19 protein-coding genes, 2 tRNA genes and 1 rRNA gene are annotated in these 20,578 nt (G+C 61.8%); 10 read left to right on the top strand and 12 right to left on the bottom strand.

Translation table 11 applies throughout. The annotated features are described in order from the left end of the window. Window positions 1-9 precede the first annotated feature (9 nt). From AC4BCN_RS04825 to AC4BCN_RS04810, 4 genes are all read right to left on the bottom strand, one after another. Window positions 10-85: transfer RNA gene (locus AC4BCN_RS04825), tRNA-Ala, on the bottom strand. A gap of 19 nt (window positions 86-104) precedes the next feature. Next, window positions 105-181, bottom strand: a tRNA-Ile gene (locus AC4BCN_RS04820). 79 nt (window positions 182-260) lie between these two features. Next, window positions 261-1,791, bottom strand: a 16S ribosomal RNA gene (locus tag AC4BCN_RS04815). 410 nt (window positions 1,792-2,201) lie between these two features. Beyond that, window positions 2,202-2,978 (bottom strand): enoyl-CoA hydratase, encoded by a 777-nt coding sequence (locus AC4BCN_RS04810; protein ID WP_219329776.1) that lies wholly within the window; start codon window positions 2,976-2,978, stop codon window positions 2,202-2,204. Window positions 2,979-3,054: 76 nt separating this feature from the next. Between AC4BCN_RS04810 and AC4BCN_RS04805 the strand changes: the two genes are divergently transcribed. Then, on the top strand, window positions 3,055-4,356 hold the full coding sequence (locus tag AC4BCN_RS04805) for an MFS transporter (protein ID WP_223279143.1): 1,302 nt from the start codon (window positions 3,055-3,057) through the stop codon (window positions 4,354-4,356). Between the two features lie 137 nt (window positions 4,357-4,493). Continuing rightward, window positions 4,494-4,931: a universal stress protein gene (locus tag AC4BCN_RS04800; RefSeq protein WP_034753546.1), complete on the top strand. Its 438-nt coding sequence runs from the start codon at window positions 4,494-4,496 to the stop codon at window positions 4,929-4,931. Window positions 4,932-4,963: 32 nt separating this feature from the next. On the opposite strand, the gene mltA is transcribed toward AC4BCN_RS04800, so the two are convergent. Beyond that, on the bottom strand, window positions 4,964-6,190 hold the full coding sequence (gene mltA / locus AC4BCN_RS04795; RefSeq protein ID WP_490492699.1) for a murein transglycosylase A: 1,227 nt from the start codon (window positions 6,188-6,190) through the stop codon (window positions 4,964-4,966). Window positions 6,191-6,251: 61 nt separating this feature from the next. Here mltA and AC4BCN_RS04790 point away from each other — a divergent pair, with 61 nt between their 5' ends. Then, window positions 6,252-6,386 carry a hypothetical protein gene (locus AC4BCN_RS04790; protein WP_319992284.1) on the top strand — a complete coding sequence of 45 codons (135 nt, stop codon included), beginning with the start codon at window positions 6,252-6,254 and terminating at the stop codon, window positions 6,384-6,386. Between the two features lie 24 nt (window positions 6,387-6,410). Here the strand turns inward: AC4BCN_RS04790 and apaG are convergent, their stop codons facing one another. Continuing rightward, the gene (gene apaG, locus AC4BCN_RS04785) at window positions 6,411-6,785 is read right to left on the bottom strand and encodes a Co2+/Mg2+ efflux protein ApaG (RefSeq protein ID WP_034753698.1); all 375 of its coding nucleotides are present in this window, start codon (window positions 6,783-6,785) and stop codon (window positions 6,411-6,413) included. A gap of 164 nt (window positions 6,786-6,949) precedes the next feature. On the opposite strand from apaG, the gene rpe reads away from it, so the two are divergent. From rpe to AC4BCN_RS04750, 7 genes are all read left to right on the top strand, one after another. Beyond that, on the top strand, window positions 6,950-7,624 hold the full coding sequence (gene rpe / locus AC4BCN_RS04780; protein ID WP_034753544.1) for a ribulose-phosphate 3-epimerase: 675 nt from the start codon (window positions 6,950-6,952) through the stop codon (window positions 7,622-7,624). Then, window positions 7,624-8,328 carry a phosphoglycolate phosphatase gene (locus AC4BCN_RS04775; RefSeq protein WP_319992283.1) on the top strand — a complete coding sequence of 235 codons (705 nt, stop codon included), beginning with the start codon at window positions 7,624-7,626 and terminating at the stop codon, window positions 8,326-8,328. Before rpe ends, AC4BCN_RS04775 begins: the two co-directional genes overlap by 1 nt. Before the next feature lie 269 nt (window positions 8,329-8,597). Next, complete coding sequence (gene trpE / locus AC4BCN_RS04770; RefSeq protein WP_490492698.1) at window positions 8,598-10,094, top strand: anthranilate synthase component I; 1,497 nt, start codon at window positions 8,598-8,600, stop codon at window positions 10,092-10,094. Window position 10,095: 1 nt separating this feature from the next. Further along, window positions 10,096-10,659: an aminodeoxychorismate/anthranilate synthase component II gene (locus tag AC4BCN_RS04765; RefSeq protein WP_092719017.1), complete on the top strand. Its 564-nt coding sequence runs from the start codon at window positions 10,096-10,098 to the stop codon at window positions 10,657-10,659. Window positions 10,660-10,724: 65 nt separating this feature from the next. Continuing rightward, entirely contained in the window at window positions 10,725-11,768 is a 1,044-nt protein-coding gene (gene trpD, locus AC4BCN_RS04760; RefSeq protein WP_034753540.1) for an anthranilate phosphoribosyltransferase, read from the top strand. Between the two features lie 34 nt (window positions 11,769-11,802). Continuing rightward, a complete protein-coding gene (trpC, locus tag AC4BCN_RS04755; RefSeq protein ID WP_128141218.1) occupies window positions 11,803-12,603 on the top strand; it encodes an indole-3-glycerol phosphate synthase TrpC in 801 nt (266 codons plus the stop codon). A 20-nt stretch (window positions 12,604-12,623) separates the two neighbouring features. Then, window positions 12,624-13,088, top strand: a complete 465-nt coding sequence (locus AC4BCN_RS04750) for a hypothetical protein (protein ID WP_490492697.1) — start codon at window positions 12,624-12,626, stop codon at window positions 13,086-13,088. Here the strand turns inward: AC4BCN_RS04750 and AC4BCN_RS04745 are convergent. From AC4BCN_RS04745 to AC4BCN_RS04720, 6 genes are all read right to left on the bottom strand, one after another. Further along, on the bottom strand, window positions 13,039-14,214 hold the full coding sequence (locus AC4BCN_RS04745; protein ID WP_490492696.1) for a GGDEF domain-containing protein: 1,176 nt from the start codon (window positions 14,212-14,214) through the stop codon (window positions 13,039-13,041). The two genes, AC4BCN_RS04750 and AC4BCN_RS04745, sit on opposite strands and share 50 nt — an antisense overlap. A gap of 87 nt (window positions 14,215-14,301) precedes the next feature. Then, entirely contained in the window at window positions 14,302-16,299 is a 1,998-nt protein-coding gene (locus tag AC4BCN_RS04740; protein ID WP_490492695.1) for a M61 family metallopeptidase, read from the bottom strand. A gap of 27 nt (window positions 16,300-16,326) precedes the next feature. Continuing rightward, complete coding sequence (locus tag AC4BCN_RS04735; RefSeq protein WP_490492694.1) at window positions 16,327-16,935, bottom strand: nucleotidyltransferase family protein; 609 nt, start codon at window positions 16,933-16,935, stop codon at window positions 16,327-16,329. A gap of 13 nt (window positions 16,936-16,948) precedes the next feature. After that, window positions 16,949-19,222 carry a xanthine dehydrogenase family protein molybdopterin-binding subunit gene (locus tag AC4BCN_RS04730; protein ID WP_490492693.1) on the bottom strand — a complete coding sequence of 758 codons (2,274 nt, stop codon included), beginning with the start codon at window positions 19,220-19,222 and terminating at the stop codon, window positions 16,949-16,951. A gap of 10 nt (window positions 19,223-19,232) precedes the next feature. Continuing rightward, window positions 19,233-19,691, bottom strand: coding sequence for a (2Fe-2S)-binding protein (locus tag AC4BCN_RS04725; protein WP_034753534.1), 459 nt, complete (start codon window positions 19,689-19,691; stop codon window positions 19,233-19,235). A gap of 132 nt (window positions 19,692-19,823) precedes the next feature. Further along, the gene (locus tag AC4BCN_RS04720) at window positions 19,824-20,540 is read right to left on the bottom strand and encodes a DsbC family protein (RefSeq protein WP_223279140.1); all 717 of its coding nucleotides are present in this window, start codon (window positions 20,538-20,540) and stop codon (window positions 19,824-19,826) included. Between the last annotated feature and the right edge of the window lie 38 nt (window positions 20,541-20,578).

Raw genomic sequence — 20,578 nt, 5'->3', positions numbered from 1 at the left:
TTGAACTTTTGGTGGAGGATGACGGGATCGAACCGACGACCCCCTGCTTGCAAAGCAGGTGCTCTCCCAGCTGAGCTAATCCCCCTGAGATTTACTACAGAAACTGGTAGGGCTGGTTGGACTCGAACCAACGACCCCCGCGTTATCAACACGGTGCTCTAACCAGCTGAGCTACAGCCCCAAATGCTGTTCTTTATATTAACAGCCGATAAGTGTGAACATTTGATGCGTGAATCATTTCTGATTCGTGCAAACTCTAGAAAGGAGGTGATCCAGCCGCACCTTCCGATACGGCTACCTTGTTACGACTTCACCCCAGTCACGAATCCTACCGTGGTAAGCGCCCTCCTTGCGGTTAAGCTACCTACTTCTGGTAAAACCCGCTCCCATGGTGTGACGGGCGGTGTGTACAAGACCCGGGAACGTATTCACCGCGACATGCTGATCCGCGATTACTAGCGATTCCAACTTCATGCAGTCGAGTTGCAGACTACAATCCGGACTACGATACACTTTCTGCGATTAGCTCCCCCTCGCGGGTTGGCGGCGCTCTGTATGTACCATTGTATGACGTGTGAAGCCCTACCCATAAGGGCCATGAGGACTTGACGTCATCCCCACCTTCCTCCGGTTTGTCACCGGCAGTCTCATTAGAGTGCCCTTTCGTAGCAACTAATGACAAGGGTTGCGCTCGTTGCGGGACTTAACCCAACATCTCACGACACGAGCTGACGACAGCCATGCAGCACCTGTGTACTGGTTCTCTTTCGAGCACTCCCCAATCTCTCGGGGATTCCAGCCATGTCAAGGGTAGGTAAGGTTTTTCGCGTTGCATCGAATTAATCCACATCATCCACCGCTTGTGCGGGTCCCCGTCAATTCCTTTGAGTTTTAATCTTGCGACCGTACTCCCCAGGCGGTCTACTTCACGCGTTAGCTGCGTTACCAAGTCAATTAAGACCCGACAACTAGTAGACATCGTTTAGGGCGTGGACTACCAGGGTATCTAATCCTGTTTGCTCCCCACGCTTTCGTGCATGAGCGTCAATCTTGACCCAGGGGGCTGCCTTCGCCATCGGTGTTCCTCCACATATCTACGCATTTCACTGCTACACGTGGAATTCTACCCCCCTCTGCCAGATTCTAGCCTTGCAGTCTCCAATGCAATTCCCAGGTTGAGCCCGGGGATTTCACATCAGACTTACAAAACCGCCTGCGCACGCTTTACGCCCAGTAATTCCGATTAACGCTTGCACCCTACGTATTACCGCGGCTGCTGGCACGTAGTTAGCCGGTGCTTATTCTTCAGGTACCGTCATTAGCAAGAGATATTAGCTCTCACCGTTTCTTCCCTGACAAAAGAGCTTTACAACCCGAAGGCCTTCTTCACTCACGCGGCATTGCTGGATCAGGCTTTCGCCCATTGTCCAAAATTCCCCACTGCTGCCTCCCGTAGGAGTCTGGACCGTGTCTCAGTTCCAGTGTGGCTGGTCGTCCTCTCAGACCAGCTACTGATCGATGCCTTGGTAGGCTTTTACCCTACCAACTAGCTAATCAGATATCGGCCGCTCCACGAGCATGAGGTCTTGCGATCCCCCACTTTCATCCTTAGATCGTATGCGGTATTAGCGTAACTTTCGCTACGTTATCCCCCACTCCAGGGTACGTTCCGATATATTACTCACCCGTTCGCCACTCGCCACCAGAGCAAGCTCCGTGCTGCCGTTCGACTTGCATGTGTAAGGCATGCCGCCAGCGTTCAATCTGAGCCAGGATCAAACTCTTCAGTTTAATCTCTGTTACTTTGCCGTTTTACCGGCATGGTCGAACTATTTAACTAGTTCAAACCCCTCGCATTGCGAGGTGTTTGCTCACTCAAAAAACTGACAGGCTACTTCCGWAGAAGTCGCCTATTTCATTATTTCTTGTGAACATTTGATATTTTAAGTTTTACGCCAATCCGAAGATTGACGCTGCACTTACATCAAATGCCCACACTTATCGACTGTTAATTGTTAAAGAACTGTATTCGGTTACTGCTTTCGCGCTATCGACAAAGCGTTGTGTTTGTCAGCTGCGAAGAAGGAAGAGTATGAAGCGTTTGCAGCATTTCGTCAACCTTCTTTTTCTACTACCCAGCCCCTGAAGGCCGTCCCTTTTGTGCCGCAAACCAGTGCGTCTCATCGGGGAGGCGAATCATATCAAAGACCGTCGAAGTTTGGCAAGCGCTTTTCAAGGAAAGCGTGCATGCCTTCTTTTTGCGCAGGCGTACCGAAGGCGGCCTGGAACAAACGGCGCTCGTAGGCGACCCCATCGGTCAAGGTGGTTTCAAAGGCGCGGTTGACGCAATCCTTGATCATCATGGCAACCGAGGTCGGCATGGCGGCGATGGTCTTGGCGGCGGCCAGGGTTTCTTCCAGCAATTTGTCAGCCGGCACCACGCGCGACACGAGGCCGATGCGTTCCGCCTCGGCAGCGTCGATGGTGCGTGCCGTCAGCAACAGATCCATGGCCTTGGCCTTGCCGATGGCGCGCGGCAGACGCTGCGTGCCGCCCGCGCCCGGCGTGACGCCGACCTTGATTTCCGGCTGGCCGAATTTGGCGCTGTCGGCGGCGATCAGGAAATCGCACATCATGGCCAGTTCGCAGCCGCCACCGAGCGCATAGCCCGCCACGGCGCCCACCACCGGTTTGCGCACGCGCAAGATATGCTCCCAGTTGCGGCTGATGTAGCCCTGGGTATAGGTATCCGGGTAGGTGTAATCGGCCATGGCCGCGATGTCGGCGCCGGCGGCAAATGCTTTTTCGCTGCCCGTGAGGACGATGCAGCCGATACTCTCGTCGGCATCGAACTTCAGCAAGGCGTCGCCCAGCTCATTCATCATGTTCTCATTCAAGGCATTGAGCGCCTTGGGGCGGTTCAGGCGGATGACCGCCACTTTGTCCTGGATATCGATGATCAGGTCTTCGTATTGCATAGTGTCTCCTCTCGATGAACGGTGCAACGATTGTAGCGGCTAACGGCAGCGGCGCGGCAGGTGCGCTGCTATTATTGTGAGCCCGATCTTTTTTATCGAGCAGCATATTTTCTCCTCCCTCTTCCAGTATTGCGCCCACTACCTGCGCGGCGACGGCAGCGCCGCCAGCGTCAACTTCCGCCGCCTGTGGTTCAGCAACGGCCTCAATTGCTTCGGCGCCCAGATCACCTCGCTGGCCCTGCCCCTGTGCGCGGTGCTCTTGCTGCATGCGACGCCGGAACAGATGGGCGTGCTGGTTGCGCTGCAGGCGCTGCCGTTCGCCCTCTTCGGCTTGCCCGTCGGCGTGCTGCTGGACCGGCGCAGCAAGCACCCGATCATGCTGTTCAGCGAAAGCATGTCGGGCCTGGCCCTGGCCAGCGTCGCCGTGGCTTACTGGTGCGGCGTGCTGTCGATGCCATGGTTATATATAGTGGGCTTCATCATCGGCACGGGCTTCGTCGTCGGTGGCGGCGCCGAACAGGTGTTTCTGACTTTCCTCGTGGGCCGCGATGGCTTGATCGATGCGCAGTCGAAATTTGCCGCCACCGAATCGGCTTCGCGCCTGATCGGTCCCGGCCTGGCCGGCGTGCTGGTGCAAGTGCTGTCGGCGCCCGTCGCCATCCTGTGCACGGCGTGCGGCTATCTGATTTCGGTTTGCAATTTGCGCGCCATGAGCGTGCGCGACCCGCGCCCTGCTCCATCCGACAAGCACGCCTTGCGCGACATCGCCGACGGCTTGCTGTTCGTCTGGCGCGAACCGCTGCTGCGCGCGCTGGCCTGGGGCGCCGGCATCTGGCACTTCCTGTTTTACGCCAGCATGGCCTTGACGGTGCTGTTCGCCACACGCGACCTGGGCATGAGTCCGGGCGTGCTGGGCATGACGCAGATGCTCGGCGGCGCCGGCGTCCTGCTCAGCGCCTTCATCGTCAAGCCCTTGACGAAGCGCTATGGCGCCGGCCGCACCATCCTGATCGGCCTGGCATCGACCTCGCTCTGTTTTGCCCTGACGCCCACGATACCCGCCGCGCTGTTCGGCAGCGCGGCCGCCAGCGCCGTGGCGTATGCCATCTTGATGTTCTTTTTCGATTGCGGCGTGATGCTGTTCTTTATTCCCTACCTGGGCTTGCGCCAGAAAGTCACACCCGACCCCATGCTGGGTCGCATGACGTCGACCATGCGCTTCCTGACGGTGGCCACGGCGCCGCTGGGTGCGCTGGCCGCCGGCTGGATAGCGGAACATTTTGGCGTGCGCAATGGCCTGGCCTGCATCGCGGCCGGCAGCATCGTGTTGACGGTGGCCATGGTGTGGGGCACGCCGCTGCGTAGCGTGCGCACCTGAAGCGGTGAACGGGAATACACTGGCAAAAGATTGCCTTGGCGACACTATTCACGCCAAAGCCTGTGAGGTTTGATTTATATCAAGGTTTTAATTGATGTAAATCCATAAGCTGTCTTACATCACTTGAGGAGCACGCTATGTTTAACACCATCTTATTTCCCACCGACGGCTCGCCGCTGTCCGACAAAGCCGCCGAGACCGCCCTCGCCTTCGCCCAATTGAACAAGGCCAAGCTGGTCGCCATCAGCGTGGTGCAGCCGTTTCCGTTCTCGCCGATGGCGGACGGCGGCATCGTGCTCGACGCCAGCCTGTATGAACAGCAGATGCAGGAAGCGTCCCAACGCGCCATCGACAAGATCGGCGAAGCGGCGCGCGCCGCCGGCGTACCTTTCGAAGGCGTGGTCGCCGTGTCGCCGAGCCCGCACGATGAAATCGTCAATGCGGCGCAAACCTACCATTGCGACATCATCCTGATGGCCTCGCACGGCCGCAAGGGCTTGAACAAGCTGTTCGTGGGCAGCGAAACGCAAAAAGTGCTGGCGCATACCCACTTGCCAGTGATGGTCTTGCGCTAAGCGACACCACGAACTGCCCGGCGACGCTTTCCCTAGCGCGCCGGCGCCTGCTTCGGCAACAACACCCACACGGCGCCGCTCTGCTTCATGCGGCCCGCATTCTCGGCCGCTTCCGCGCCAAAACCAAAGAAGTAATCAACACGGATCGGCCCGCGAATGGCGCCGCCCGTATCCTGCGCCATCACCAGGCGCTGCATGGGAATCTCGCTATTGGCTTGCGTGGTGGACAGGAATACGGGCGCGCCCAGCGGCAAGAAGCGCGAATCGATGGCCACCGAACGCTGCGGCGTCAGCGGCACGCCCAGCGCGCCCTTCGGCCCCACTTTCGGATCGGGCAGGCGCTCTTCCTTGAAGAAGACATAGCTGGGATTGGCGTTGAACAATTCATCCTTGCGCGTGGGGTGGCCAGCGATCCACGCCTTGATGCCCTGCGCGGACGCCTGGCTCAGGGTCAGCTCGCCCTTGTCGACCAGGTAGCGGCCGATCGATTTATACGGATGACCATTTTGGTCCGCGTAGGCCACGCGCACGGTTTCCTGGGTGTCGGTCAGCTGCACGCGGCCGGAGCCCTGCACCTGCAGGAAGAAGGCTTCGACTTCGTCATCCACCCACAGCAATTCCTTGCCCGTGATGGACGTAGCGCGCTCGATGTCGGCGCGGGTCGCATACGGTATCACCTTCTTGCCGACCAGCTTGCCCCGCAAGCGCATGTTTTTCAGTTCCGGATACACGCCGGACAAATCCACCGAGACGAGGTCGTCGGGCACCTTGTACAGCGGTGTCTGGTATGGGCCGCCCCGCTTGCGCGCGCCGTGCAGCAGCGGCTCGTAGTAGCCGGTCACCAAGCCGGTACTGGCGCCATCGGCGGTGATGACTTGATTCGGCACAAAGAAGGTCTCGAAGAACAGGCGGATGGCCTTGTCGCTGTCGGCATTCACCTGGCGCGCGATGGTGCACGATTCCTTCCAGTCCGGACGTTTCACAAGCACGCCGCACGAAGCCATGAAAGCGGGCCAGGCGGCGCGCATGTCGTCGCGGGCCCAGCCAGGCAAGGCGGAAAATTTGGCGGGCACGAAGGTGGGGGCCGCCGCATCCGCGGCGTCCTTGGCGTCGGCCGGCTTGGCCGGAACCGGCCTGACGACGGTCGGCGCGATGGGCGGCGCCTTGCCGCTGGCAGCGGGCGGCGCGGGCGGCGTGGTACAGGCGGACAGCGCAAGCGCGACGGCGCCGACTGAAACGGGTAGACTACCGCGTGTCAACAGACGGCGGGTAAATACTAAGCTGCGGGTAAATAACATAGGGGTGCGTATGTGGATCTTGATGATAGAGGCGCTGGTGGCGTTCTTCTTGCTGGCATTTATAGTCTGGTGGACCATGTATTCGGGTAAAAAACCCGTCCCACCGGCGCGCAAGCAGCTCGGCGAAGAACAGGACAGCACCGAAAAACTGAAGTAAGGGGCGCAAGCCCCCGGCGTTGCGTCAATGCAGGGTGCGTGGCACCGACAGCACGAACTCGGGAATCGGCGCTTCAAACTGATGGCCATCTTCGGCCACGCAGAAATACTCGCCGTGCATCGAGCCTTGCGGCGTGCCCAGCATGGTGCCGCTCGTGTATTCGAACTGTTCGCCCGGCTGCAGCAGCGGCTGGTGGCCGACGGCGCCCAGGCCGCGCACCTCTTCCACCTTGTTGTTCGCATCCGTGATGACCCAGTGGCGCGAAATCAGTTGCGCGCCAGCCGTGCCCGTGTTGACGACGCGGATCGTGTAGCTGAACACGTGCCGCCCCTGGTCCGGTGCCGATTGCTCGGGCAGGTATTGCGTCTTGACCGTTACCGTAAATTCATAAGTCGCCATCGTCATTCCTATTCAGACATTGCAGTCATTATGGCGGCGCGTGTGCCGCATAGGCCACGGCGCGCCGTGTATTCTGTGATTCATCGTGCTTCAATGAGGCATGGCGGCGGCGTCAAGCGTAAAATAGCGCATCTTCGCATTTTCTATCCTTTGGCTACTCCACCATGACTACATTCCGTATCGCTCCCAGCATCCTGTCCGCCGACTTTGCCCGCCTGGGCGAGGAAGTGCGCAACGTCGTTACCGCCGGCGCCGACATCATCCACTTCGACGTGATGGATAACCATTATGTGCCGAACCTGACCATCGGCCCGCTGGTGTGCGAAGCGATCCGCCCGCACGTGCAAGTACCCATTGACGTGCACCTGATGGTCAAGCCTGTCGATCGCATTATCCCGGATTTCGCCAAGGCTGGCGCGAACATCATCACCTTTCACCCTGAAGCGTCGGATCACGTCGACCGCTCCTTGCAGCTGATCCGCGACAATGGCTGCAAATCGGGCCTGGTATTCAACCCGGGCACGCCGCTGCACTACCTGGAACACGTGATGGACAAGATCGACATCATCCTGATCATGTCCGTCAATCCAGGCTTCGGCGGCCAGTCCTTCATCCCGCAGGCGCTGAAGAAAATCGCCGAAGCGCGCCGCATGATCGACGAATCGGGCCGTGACATCATGCTGGAAGTCGATGGCGGCATCAAGATCGACAACATCGCCGCTGCCGCCGCTGCCGGCGCCGACACCTTTGTCGCCGGCTCGGCCATCTTCGGCAAGCCAGACTACAAAGCCGTCATCGACGCCATGCGCGCCGAGCTGGCAGCCGTCAAGGGCGCCTGATGCAAGCGGGCACGGTGAAAGACCACGTACTGGCCGGCGTGCGCGCCGCCATCATCGACCTCGATGGCACGATGCTCGACACCGTGCCCGATTTTCATGTCGCCATCAACGGCATGCGCGCGGAACTGGACCTGGCACCCATCAGCGCCGACGCCATCAAACTGATGGTGGGCAAGGGCTCGGAAAACCTGATCCGCACCGTGCTGGCGCTCGACTTCGATGCGGCCGGCGTGGAACAGCGTTTCGAGCAGGCGATGGACGGCTACCAGCGCCACTACCTGGCCATCAACGGCCAGTTCAGCACCCTGTATCCGGACGTGGAAGCGGGACTGGCGGCGATGAAGGCGGCGGGCTTGCGCCTGGCCTGCGTCACCAACAAGCCGATCGCCTTCGCCCTGCCCCTGCTGAAGCAGAAAAATCTCGACCAGTATTTCGAGATCGTCTACGGCGGCGATTCGCTGCCGAGGAAGAAGCCGGACCCGATGCCGCTGCTGCAAGTGTGCGCGGATTTCGACCTGGCGCCCGCCAAAGTGGTGGCCATCGGCGACTCCTCGAATGACGCGCAAGCGGCCAGGGCTGCGGCTTGCCCCGTACTGACGGTACCGTATGGCTACAATCACGGACACTCTATACACGATACCGATTCCGATGGTATAGTAAAGACACTGCTCGAAGCAGCCCGTTTTATTAGCATGCAAAACTAACCGGCATACTGACCAAACCCACCACCATATCGTGAACACGTTTCTCATCAAAAAACACAATGTCACCCAAACCGGCTCGATTGAGGCCTGGCTTTGGCGACGCTGGCAATCCTGGCAGGCTTAAGGGCCGAGCCGTTACGATTGCTGCCGGCTGCACCCGTATAGTTTGCGCACATTGCGCATGTTGCGTGCCCCGGCAAGTTTTTTGATAACCCACCGCAGGGTTTGTGCACCATGCACACGCATACCCTGACGGCATGGAGAGAAACATGACCGAACTCGAATTCAAATCGCTGGCCCAGCAAGGCTACAACCGCATCCCCCTGATCGCGGAAGCGTTCGCCGACCTGGAAACGCCGCTCACCCTGTACCTGAAACTGGCACAGGCCCAACAAGGCGGCAAGAATACCTTTTTGCTTGAATCCGTCGTCGGCGGCGAACGCTTCGGCCGCTATTCCTTCATCGGCTTGCCCGCCACGACCGTGTTGCGCAGCCATGGCAAGCGCACCGAAATCGTCAAGAACGGCGTCGTGATCGAAGAGCACGAAGGCAATCCGCTCGACTTCATCGAACAGTACCAGTCGCGCTTCAAGGTCGCCCTGCGCCCCGGCATGCCGCGCTTCTGCGGCGGCCTGGCCGGCTACTTCGGCTACGACACCGTGCGCCACATCGAGAAAAAACTGGCCGGCGGCGCGCCGAAAGATGACTTGAAGCTGCCCGACATCCAGCTGATGGTGACGGAAGAACTGGCCGTCATCGACAACCTCTCCGGCAAGCTCTACCTGATCGTCTACGCCGATACGACACAGCCCGAGTCGTTTTCGAAAGCGCAGCAGCGCCTGAAAGACTTGCGCATGATGCTGCGCCGCGGTGTCGATGCGCCCGTCACCAGCGCTTCCGTGCGCACGGAAACCATCCGCGACTTTTCCAAGGAAGACTACCTGAAGGCCGTCGCCAAGGCGCATGAATACGTGATGGCGGGCGACCTGATGCAGGTGCAGATCGGCCAGCGCATCCGCAAGCCGTATGTCGATTCGCCACTGACTTTGTACCGCGCCTTGCGTTCGCTCAACCCATCGCCGTATATGTACTTCTATAATTTCGGCGACATGCAGATCATCGGCGCCTCGCCCGAGATTTTGGTGCGCAACGAGAAGACGGCGGACGGCGGCAAGAAGGTCACCTTGCGTCCCATCGCCGGCACCCGTCCGCGCGGCGCCACGCCCGAGCGCGACGCCGAACTGTCGGCCGAGCTGCTGGCCGACCCGAAAGAGATCGCAGAGCACGTGATGCTGATCGACCTGGCGCGCAACGATATCGGCCGCATCGCGGAGACAGGCAGCGTGCACGTCACCGACCGCATGGTCATCGAAAAATACTCGCACGTGCAGCACATCGTCTCGAACGTGGAAGGCACCCTCAAGGAGGGCCTGTCGAACCTGGACGTGCTGCGCGCGACCTTCCCTGCCGGCACCCTGACGGGCGCGCCGAAAGTGCGCGCCATGGAAGTGATCGACGAACTGGAAATCACCAAGCGCGGCATCTACGGCGGCGCCTGCGGCTACCTGTCGTTTGGCGGCGAAATGGACGTGGCGATCGCGATCCGCACGGGCGTGGTCAAGGACGGCATGCTGTACGTGCAGGCCGCGGCCGGCATCGTGGCCGACTCCATTCCCGAAATGGAATGGCAGGAAACGGAAAACAAGGCGCGCGCCGTACTGCGCGCCGCCGAACAAGTGCAAGATGGCCTGGATGGAGGGTTTTAAGATGCTGCTCATGATCGACAACTACGACTCCTTCACCTACAACATCGTGCAGTATTTCGGCGAATTGGGCGAAGACGTGCGGGTCTACCGCAACGATGAAATCACGATCGAACAGATCGAGGCGCTGAACCCGGACCGCATCTGCATCTCGCCTGGCCCGAAAGCGCCAGCGCAGGCGGGCATCTCGGTGGAAGTGCTCAAGCACTTCGCCGGCAAGAAGCCGATACTGGGCGTGTGCCTGGGCCACCAGGCCATCGGCGAAGCGTTTGGTGGTAAAGTCATCCGCGCCAAGCAAGTCATGCATGGCAAGACTTCACTCATCGCGCATACGGGCGTGGGCGTTTTCAAAGGCTTGCCCAGCCCCTTCACAGTGATCCGCTACCACTCTTTGGCGATCGAACGCGCCTCGCTGCCTTCCTGCCTGGAAGTGACGGCGTGGACGGACGACGGCGAAATCATGGGCGTGCGCCACCGGGAATACGATATCGAGGGCGTGCAGTTCCACCCCGAATCGATCCTCTCGGAGCACGGCCACGCCCTGCTGAAGAATTTCCTCGAGCGCTGATCCCATGCGCACGCCCCGGCGTGCCATCAGTGTCCTCCTGCGCCATCATTGAAGAAGGAAGCATCATGCCGATCACCCCACAAGAAGCCCTGCTGCGCTGCATCGAACACCGCGAGATCTTTCACGACGAAATGCTGTACCTGTTCCGCCAGATCATGTCCGGCGAAATGTCGCCCACCATGATCGCGGCCCTCACCATGGGCTTGCGCGTGAAAAAGGAAACCATCGGCGAAATCGCCGCCGCCGCGCAAGTGATGCGCGAATTTTCCACCAAGGTGCCCATGGCCGACACCACCAACCTGCTCGACATCGTCGGCACGGGCGGCGACGGCGCGCACACATTCAACATTTCCACCGCCTCGATGTTCGTGGCGGCGGCGGCCGGCGCGCGCGTGGCCAAGCATGGCGGGCGCAGCGTCTCATCCTCGTCCGGCAGCGCCGACGTGCTGGACTCCCTGGGCGTCAACATCAACCTGCAGCCCGAGCAGATCGCCCAGTCGATCGCGCAAACGGGCATCGGTTTCATGTACGCACCGAACCACCATGCGGCCATGAAGCATGCGGCGCCCGTGCGCAAGGAGCTGGGCGTGCGCACGATTTTCAATATCCTGGGGCCGCTGACGAATCCGGCCGGCGCGCCGAACATCTTGATGGGCGTGTTCCACGCCGATCTGGTCGGCATCCAGGTGCGCGTGCTGCAGCGCCTGGGCGCGCAGCATGCGATCGTCGTGTATGGCCGCGACAATATGGATGAAGTGTCGCTCGGCGCCTCTACCCTCGTGGGCGAGCTGGTCAACGGCGAAATCCGCGAATATGAAATCCATCCGGAAGACTTCGGCATGTCGATGATCGCCAGCCGCAACCTGAAAGTGGCCGATTCCACCGAATCGAAAGCGAAGATGATGGAAGCGCTGCGCGGCGAGCCTGGTGCCGCTGCCGACATCGTCGCTCTGAACGCGGGCACGGCGCTGTATGCAGCCGGCGTGGCCAGCTCGATCGAAGACGGCCTGGCGCGCGCGCGCACCGCCGTCAGCTCGGGCGCCGCGCTGGCGAAACTCGACCAATTCGTGCAGGTGACGCAGCAGCTGGGCACCCCGGCGCAAGCGTAAGTCCTCCGCCCTCCTTTATAGAATAGCGACCATCATGTCCGACATACTCGATAAAATCCTGGCCGTCAAAGCCGATGAAGTGGCCAAGGCCAAAGCCCGCCGCAGCCTGGCCAGCCTGCGCGGCGACGTGGAAAGCGACAGCGCACTGCGCGCCGGCCTGCGCGGCTTTGAAGCAAGCCTGCGCCAGCACATCGCCGCCGGCAAGCCCGGCATCATCGCCGAAGTGAAAAAGGCATCGCCGTCGAAAGGCGTGATCCGCGCCGACTTCCGCCCTGCCGACATCGCCGCCAGCTATGCCCAGCACGGCGCGGCTTGCCTGTCCGTTCTGACCGACGAGCAGTTCTTCCAGGGCAGCGTGGAGTATCTGCAGCAGGCGCGCGCCGCCTGCGCCATTCCCGTGCTGCGCAAGGATTTCATGGTCGACATGTACCAGATCTATGAAGCGCGCGCCATGGGCGCCGACTGCATCCTCCTGATCGTCGCGGCGCTCGACCATGGCCTGATGGCGGAGATGGAAGCGTGCGCCCACGAACTGGGCATGGGCGTGCTGATCGAAAGCCACGACGGCGAAGAACTGACGGCGGCCCTCAAGCTCAAGAGCGCGCTGATCGGCATCAACAACCGCAACCTGCGCACGTTCGAGACGTCGTTGGAAACGACACTCGGCCTGCTGCCGCGCATCCCGCAAGACAAATTGATCATCACGGAATCGGGCATCCACAGCACGGCCGACGTACAGCGCATGCGCGATGCGCACATCCACAGCTTCCTCGTGGGCGAAGCGTTCATGCGTGCGCCAGACCCCGGCGTGGAGCTGGAACGCCTGTTCAGTTAAACCATGGTAGGCTGGCAGCCATGAGACACGCGATCACCGTCCTTGCCGTCGCCAGCCTGCTGGCAGCCTGCCAAAGTACGCCGCCACCAGCGGTGAACGCACCCACGTCCACGCCCCCTCGCACGCCGGCCGCGATACAGCTGGCCGCCAGCATCGACGCCTACAAATCGCTGGTGGCGCAGCAGATCATGGCGGCCAACGCTGAATACACGTTCAGCGGGCGCCTGCCGCCCATGCTGCCCGCCATCGTCGTGCTCGACCTGAGCGTGGACCCTGACGGCGAACTGAAAAGCGTGCACGTGCACCGTTCGCGCAACAGCGAAGCATCGGCCGCCGCGCTGGCCGCCGTGCGGCGCGTGCAAAACGCGTTTCCACCGGCCGGGCACCTGATGCGCCGCCACGCCCGGACCTTCGATTTTTCCGAAACCTTCCTGTTCAACGACCAGTACCGCTTCCAGCTGCGGACATTGTCCGGCCCTCAGTAACCACGCAGGCATCGAGTTCGATGCGGTCGCGTCCCCGCTCCTTGGCCAGGTACAGGGCCGCATCGGCGCGCGACAGCAGCTGTTCCAGCCCCTCCACCACCGATGCCTGGCAAGCGACGCCGATGCTGACCGTACACGGCGGCAGGCCCGCATGACTGGGCTCGTGCAGCAAGGCGCGGATGCGTTCGGCCACGCCCAGCGCGTTATGCGCCGGCATGTCCGGCATCAGCACGACGAACTCCTCGCCGCCGAAACGCGCCACGCAATCCGATTCGCGCAAGGCGCTGCCGATGACGGCGGCCACATGCGCCAGCACTTGGTCGCCCACCGCGTGACCGTAGCGGTCATTGATCAATTTGAAGTAATCGAGGTCGATGCTGAGCAGTGTCAGCGGCAGACGGCGGCGCCGCAGATTGTCTGTCGCGCGCGCATAGGCGTCGCCAAAGCCGCGCCGGTTCAGCACCTGCGTCAACGGATCGTGGGTCGAGCGGCGCTCCAGTATCTGCTGCAGGCGCCGCGTGGCCACCGTCATGAAGCCCACCGTCAGCAGCAGCGCCATGAAATTGGCGACCGCCAGATAGATGCCGGCCGGCGTGCCGGCCACCATCAGGTTCACGCTGGCGCCGCCATGCAGCAAGGCCGACACGCCGCGCGCCAGCACCACGACAGCTTGCATCAGCATCAGCGCGCCAAAGAAAAAACTGGAAAAGTGGCGCTCGCCATGGCGCCACACCAGTTGTACCTGGCGCGCGTAAAACAGGAAGACCAGCAGGGAAAAGACCGCTACGCGCATAGAAAAATCGGGGCGCGCCAGCAGCCACCAGCCATTGCCGGCGATGGCCAGGGCGAGTATCAGCAGATAGGCGCGACGGCTGGACGCCAGGCCGAAGAATTTCTCCGTGCCCAGCATCGACAGGCCGATGCCGGCCACCAGCGTCGCGTTGGCCGCCATCATGGACAATGCCGGCGGCAGCACCTCGCGGGTGCCGAACAGCAGGGATGCGCACACCAGCAACAGCAGACCGGCCGCCCAATGCCCGAGGCCCTGCACCTCGCGCCGGAAGCTGCGATACACCGAGAACATGACGATGCTCATCGCCCCGCACATCAGGGTCGTCATCAGCATGATGGTTCGGGGATCGAGGGTTTGCACGTTGGGCGCGATCTAAAAGAAGCAGTTCGACAATTTTAGTTTAGTTAAGGAAAAATTAGTTCATATGCAGCAAATATGATGGCAAGACACCAATGCGGCCGGCGGATACGCTGCATTGAGAAATTGCCGCTTGAAATAGAAAACCGGCCAGTAACGGCCGGTCTTCTGTCCTACTGCATGAGCATCTGCATATGCTGCGCTAGGGCGCTTCGGTCCCGTGGCTTTCTTTGGCGCCGGCAGCAGGGCCAGGCTGACGCCCGGCACGCGGTCGCCCTGCAGCACAGCCGCGAACGTCATCAGCTCGTCGCGGCGGAAGGCGTGGATGGCCACCCTGGCGCCAACGGCGTAGCGGCCCAGCAGGGTGTCCAGGTTGGTGCCCGTCACGCGCAAGCCATCGACGGCCACCAGCACGTCGCCCGCCGACAGGCCGGCTGCGTGGGCGGCGCCGCCCTGGTGCACCTGCGCCAGTTTGGCGTCGTTGCCGTCGCGGCCCAGGTTGACGTCGAGGCTGGTTTTTTCCGCCTTGCGCGCGTCGCTGTATTTCACGCCGAATGGTGCCAGCAGGCGCGCCAGCGGCACGTCGTCCGTACCGCGGATGTAGCGCTCGAAGAACGGTTTCATGCGCGTGCCGGAAATTTCATCGAACAGGGCTTCGACTTCGGCGGGCGTCACGCCGCGCGCTTTACCCTTGTAGAAATCGCGGCCATAGCGCTGCCACAGCGCCTGCATCACGTCGTCCAGCGACTTTTCGCCGTTCGTCTTCGTGCGGATCGTCAGGTCGAAGGCCAGCGCGATCAGCGAACCCTTGGTGTAGTAGCTGACGATGGCGTTCGGCGCGTTTTCATCCTGGCGGTAGTACTTGCCCCAGGCGTCGAAGCTGGAATCGGCCACGCTTTGCTTGGTGCGGCCGCTGCCGCGCAAGACGCTGTTGACGGTTTTTCCGAGCAGTTTGAAATAGGCCGCTTCGTCGATCAGGCCCGCGCGCACCAGCATCAGGTCATCGTAATAGCTGGTGAAGCCTTCGAACAGCCACAGCAGCGGCGAGTAGCTTTCCGCCTGCAGATTGTACGGCGCAAAGGCGGCCGGCTTGATGCGCTTGACGTTCCAGGTGTGGAAGTACTCGTGGCTGCACAGGCCCAGGAATTTCAGGTAGCCATCGCCGATCTCGGTGCCATTTGACGCCGTCGTCGGCAGGTCGGCGCGCGCGCAGATCAGCGCCGTCGAGGCGCGGTGTTCGAGGCCGCCGTAACCGTCGCCGACGGCCATGGTCATGAACACATAGCGGTCCATCGGCGCTTTTTTGGTCTTCGGCTCGAAGAAGGCGATCTGCGTTTCGCAGATGGCTTTCAGGTCGCGGCACAAACGGTCCAGGTCCAGGTTCGGCACCTTGCCCGTGACGACGATATCGTGCGGCACGCCATGCGCGGTGAAGGTGGCCAGCGCGAAGTCGCCCATCTCCACCGGGTGGTCGATCAGCTCATCATAGTTGGCTGCCTGGTAGCTGCCGAAGCCATAGCGCTTCGCCTTGAGTTCCGGCAGGGTGGTGGCCACTCGCCAGGTCTTGCAGGCCGCATCCTTAGGCTGCACGATGTGCACTTCATGGGCGTCGGATTCCTGGCCCAGCACGCGCAGGAACACGCTGGTGCCGTTGAAGAAGCCGTGATTCTGGTCCAGGTGGGCGGCGCGCACGGACAGATCCCATGCATACACGTCGTATTCGACCGTCAACGGGCCCTTGCACGGCGCGGCTTGCCACGAGTGCTTGTCCAATTTGGTCAGCGCCACGTCCTTGCCTTCGGACTCGGCGCGGATGCTGACGATGTTGCGCGAAAATTCGCGGATCATGTAGCTGCCCGGGATCCAGGCCGGCAGGGAAAGCACCTGGCCGATGGCGGCCGGCGACTTGACCGTCAACGTCACCTTGAACATGTGGCCTGCCAGGTCCGCTGCGGCGATGCTGTAGATGATGCCGGCGGCCGGTGCGGCTTTCGCTGCGGCTTTGCTTGTGGCATTGCCGGAGGCTTTTGCGGTGATTTTTTTAATCGGTGCTTTCTTCATGTTTTCCTCGTGTTTGGCATGGATATTCTACAATCGCCCGGGCGCGCCATGCACCGGCGACAAATCGTCAGGTGTATCAATATCGCGCAAGATACCGCCGTCGTCCACTGTCACTTCGCATACGGCATGGCTGTTGACGATGCTGCGCGCGCCCTGGTCGCCATCGAGCGCCAGCAGCAGCGGCAAGTGATAGGCGCCAAACGCGACAGGATTGCCGCGCCGTCCCTCGAACACGGGCACGGCGATGTGCGCGCCATCGCCAATGGCTTGCGACAAGGCGGCGATTGTAGCCGCTTCCACGAAAGGCATGTCGCCCAGGGCAATCAGACAGCCCGGCGCGCCGCGCACGTAATCGATGGCGCAGGTGAGCGAGGCGGCCATGCCCGTGTCGGCGTCATGGCAGACGCGCACTTCGCAGCCCAGCGCGCCGAGCACGCGCGCCACCTGCGTATCGTCTGCGCGCACCACGGCCAGCACGCGCGGCAAGGCGGCCAGCATGGCTTTTGCTGCCGCCACCACCACGGGCAAGCCCGCATGCGGGCCTTCGGCCAGCGGCTGTAATAATTTATTCTGTATGCCGGAAGGGTCGAACCTGCGTCCCCTTCCGGCTGCCAGCAAGATGCCGACCGTACTCAAAAAACCGCTGCCGTCATGCGGCCGCCAGGTCGAACGGCAGCTTGCGCAGGCGCTTGCCCGTCAGGGCGAACAGCGCATTGGCAAAGGCAGGTGCCAATGGCGGCACGCCCGGCTCACCCATGCCCGTCGGCGCGTCGCCCGACGGCACCAGGTGCACCTCGATCACGGGCATGTCGGGCATGCGCGGCACCGGGTAGTCGCCGAAGTTCTGCTGCTCCACCACGCCATCCTTGAGCGTGATGGCCGCGCCGGGGATGGTCATGCCCAGCGCCATCAGCGCGGCGCCCTGCACTTGCGCCTCGATCGTCAAGGGGTTGACGGCCAGGTTGCAATGCACGCCCGCCCATACCTGGTGCAGCTTGGGCGCGCCTTCGACCACCGAGGCCGTCACCACGTAGGCGACGACGGAATTGAACGACTCGTGCATGGCCACGCCCCAGGCTTGTCCCTTCGGCAGCTTCTTCTTGCCATAGCCGGACTTGGCCACGGCCAGATCCAGCGCGGCGATGTGACGCGTATGCTTGGCATCGATCAGCTGCTTGCGGTAGGCTACGGGGTCCATCTTCGCCACGTGCGCCGCCTCGTCGATCAGGGTTTCCATGACGAAGGCCGTGTGCGTCGAGCCGACGGAGCGCCACCACAGCACGGGCACGTTCGCCTTGACCGTGTGTACCGACAGCTTCATCGGCAGGGTGTACGGCTCGCCCATGCCTTCGACCATGGTACCGTCGACGCCATTTTTCACCATGAAGGCTTCGAACGGCGTGCCAGCCATGATGGACTGGCCCACGATGGTGTGGTCCCAGGCGAGGATCTTGCCCTTGGCGTCAAGGCCGATCTGCGCGCGGTGCACATGCGACGGCCGGTAGTAGCCGCCCTTGATGTCGTCTTCGCGGCTCCACATCAATTTCAATGGGCCGCTCTTGCCAGCCGCGCGGTACGCCTTGGCGACGTTGACGGCTTCAACCACGTAGTCGGACGAGGGCACGGCGCGCCGGCCAAAGCCGCCACCGGCCATCATCGTGTGCAGGGTCACCTGCTCCGGCTTCAGGCCGGAAGTCGCCGCAATCGCCGCCTGGTCGCCCGTCTGGAATTGCGAGCCGACCCACATCGTGCATTTGTCCGCTTGCAGGTCAACGACGCAGTTGAGCGGCTCCATCGGCGCGTGCGCCAGGTAGGGGAATTCGTAGACGGCTTCGATCTTCTTCGGTGCCTTGGCCAGCTTGCCCATGTCGGCAGGCCTGGCGACAGTGCCCGGCGTTTTCGCCAGCGCCTTGAAGGCGGCCAGTTGCTTGTCGCTGCTGACCTTTTCGACGGCGCTCGTATCCCATTCGATCACCAGCGCATCGCGCCCCTGCTTGGCAGGCCAGTAGCCGTCGGCGATGACGGCCACGCCGCTGCCGCCACGGTCGGTCTTCACTTCCAGCACGTCCAGCACGCCCTTGATGGCTTTCGCCTTGCTGGCGTCGAATTTCGCCACCTTGGCGCCAAACACGGGCGGACGCGCCACCATGGCCACTTTCGCTCCGGGCGGCTTGAAGTCGATGCCGAACTGCTGCTTGCCCGTCGACTTGGCGGCCGCGTCCAGGCGTTTCACGGGTTTGCCGATGATGGAAAATTCGCGCGGGTCTTTCAGTTTGACGGTGGTGGGCACGGGCTGGCGCATGGCCGCGTCGGCAAACTCGCCGTAGGTCGCCTTTTGTCCGCCGGGCCCATACAGCACACCCTTGGCGGCGCGCACCTGGTCGGGATTGACCTTCCACTGCGCGGCGGCGGCGCCCACCAGCATGGCGCGCGCCTTGGCGCCGATTTCGCGGTACTGCGTAAACGAATGGGCGATGCTGCCCGAACCGCCCGTCATCTGCATGCCGTAGGCGGCATCCTTGTACTGCTCGCCGGCCGGCGCGAGTGCGCCATGCACCAGGCTCCAGTCGGCGTCGAGTTCCTCGGCGATCAGCATGGGCAAGCTCGTTTGCACGCCCTGGCCAAATTCCAGCCGGTTCACCTGCACCGTCACCGTGTTATCGGGGGCGATGTGCAAAAACGCGTTCGGTGCATACACGGGCTTGGCGGGAGCGGCATCGGCCGCCTGCGCCAGCTTGCCTGCGCCCGGCAGGAAAAAGCCCAGCATCAAGCCGCCGCCAGCCACCGCGCCGGCTTTCATGAAACCGCGCCGCGACACGCCATCGGCCGCGCCAACCACAGCCACCGGCGCCGATGCCAGCGCCGCGCCCAGGGTCACCCCGCCATGCTGCAATGCTTCCTGATTCAACCATTCGATACGCATGCCGATCTCCTCAGGCCAGGGTCTTGGCCGCGTCCTTGATGGCCGCGCGGATCCGTTGATAGGTGCCGCAGCGGCAGATATTGCCGCTCATGGCGCCATCGATGTCGGCATCGCTGGGCGCCTTGTTGGTGCGCAGCAGCGCCGTCGCGCTCATCACCTGGCCGCTTTGACAGTAGCCGCATTGCGGCACGTCGTGGCGTACCCATGCCGCCTGCACGGCCTTGCCCACCTGGTCGTTTTCCATCGCTTCGATGGTGGTGATCTTTTGCGCGCCCACCGAGGAAATCGGCGTGATGCACGAGCGTATCGGCTGGCCGTCGAGGTGCACCGTGCAGGCGCCGCACAGGGCCGCGCCGCAACCGAACTTGGTGCCCGTCATGTTCAGGTTATCGCGCAGCGCCCACAGGATGGGCGTGGAGGGATCGGCGTCGACTTGCGTGTCGCGTCCGTTGATATTCAAGGTAATCATCTGCTGCTTCCCCTTTTTTGGATTGTTATGGCGTCTACGAACAACACTTGATGATACGACAGCGAAAAAAAACGCAAAAAAAAGCGCGCCTTGCGAGGGCGCGCCGTCCAGCCTTCCTGGCGACAGCCCGGATTACTTAATGGTCGAGAATTTCTGTTCCAGCGTTTTCGCATCGACCGCGCCCGGAATGCGGCTGCCGTCGGCAAAGAAGATGGCTGGCGTGCCCGAGACGCGCAGCTGCTGGCCCAGGGCCAGGATTTTTTCATGCGGGTTGGCGCAAGTGGCGGCGACCGTGGCTGGCGCCTTGCCGTTCAACATCCAGTCATCCCAGGCCTTGTTGCGGTCCGGCGCGCACCACACATTGCGCGACTTGACGATCGAATCGGGCGACAGGATGTTGTACATGAAGGTGTAGACGGTGACGTTGTCGATTTCCTTGAGCGCGTTCTGGCGGAAGCGCTTGCAATAGCCGCAGTTCGGATCTTCGAACACGGCGATCACGCGCTTGCCATTGCCCTTGACGGTCTTCATGGCCGAATCGAGCGGCAGATCGGAGAACTTGATGCGGTTGACTTCGTCCAGGCGCACCTTGGTGAGATCCTGCGAGGTCTTGGCGTCAAAGACGTGGCCGACGAACAGGTATTGCGCACTCTTGTCCGTGTACAGGATGTCGCCACCCGTGCGCACTTCGTACAGGCCGCCGTACGGCGTTTCCTTGACCGAATCGACCTTGGCGCCTTCGCCCAGGCGCGGCTCGATCAGCTTTTTGATGTTCGCTTCCGTCGGCGTTTCCGCGCCAGCGCACGACATCATCAGGCCCGAGGCCATCAGCAAGGCGATTTTGCTCATGCTTCTGTTCATTGTTATCACTATCACTTCTCCACTTG

This window comes from Janthinobacterium sp. Bl 1 (genome assembly GCF_058215535.1).
The sequence above is the reverse complement of the archived record's forward strand: the minus strand, read 5'-3'. Positions and strand labels throughout refer to the sequence as shown.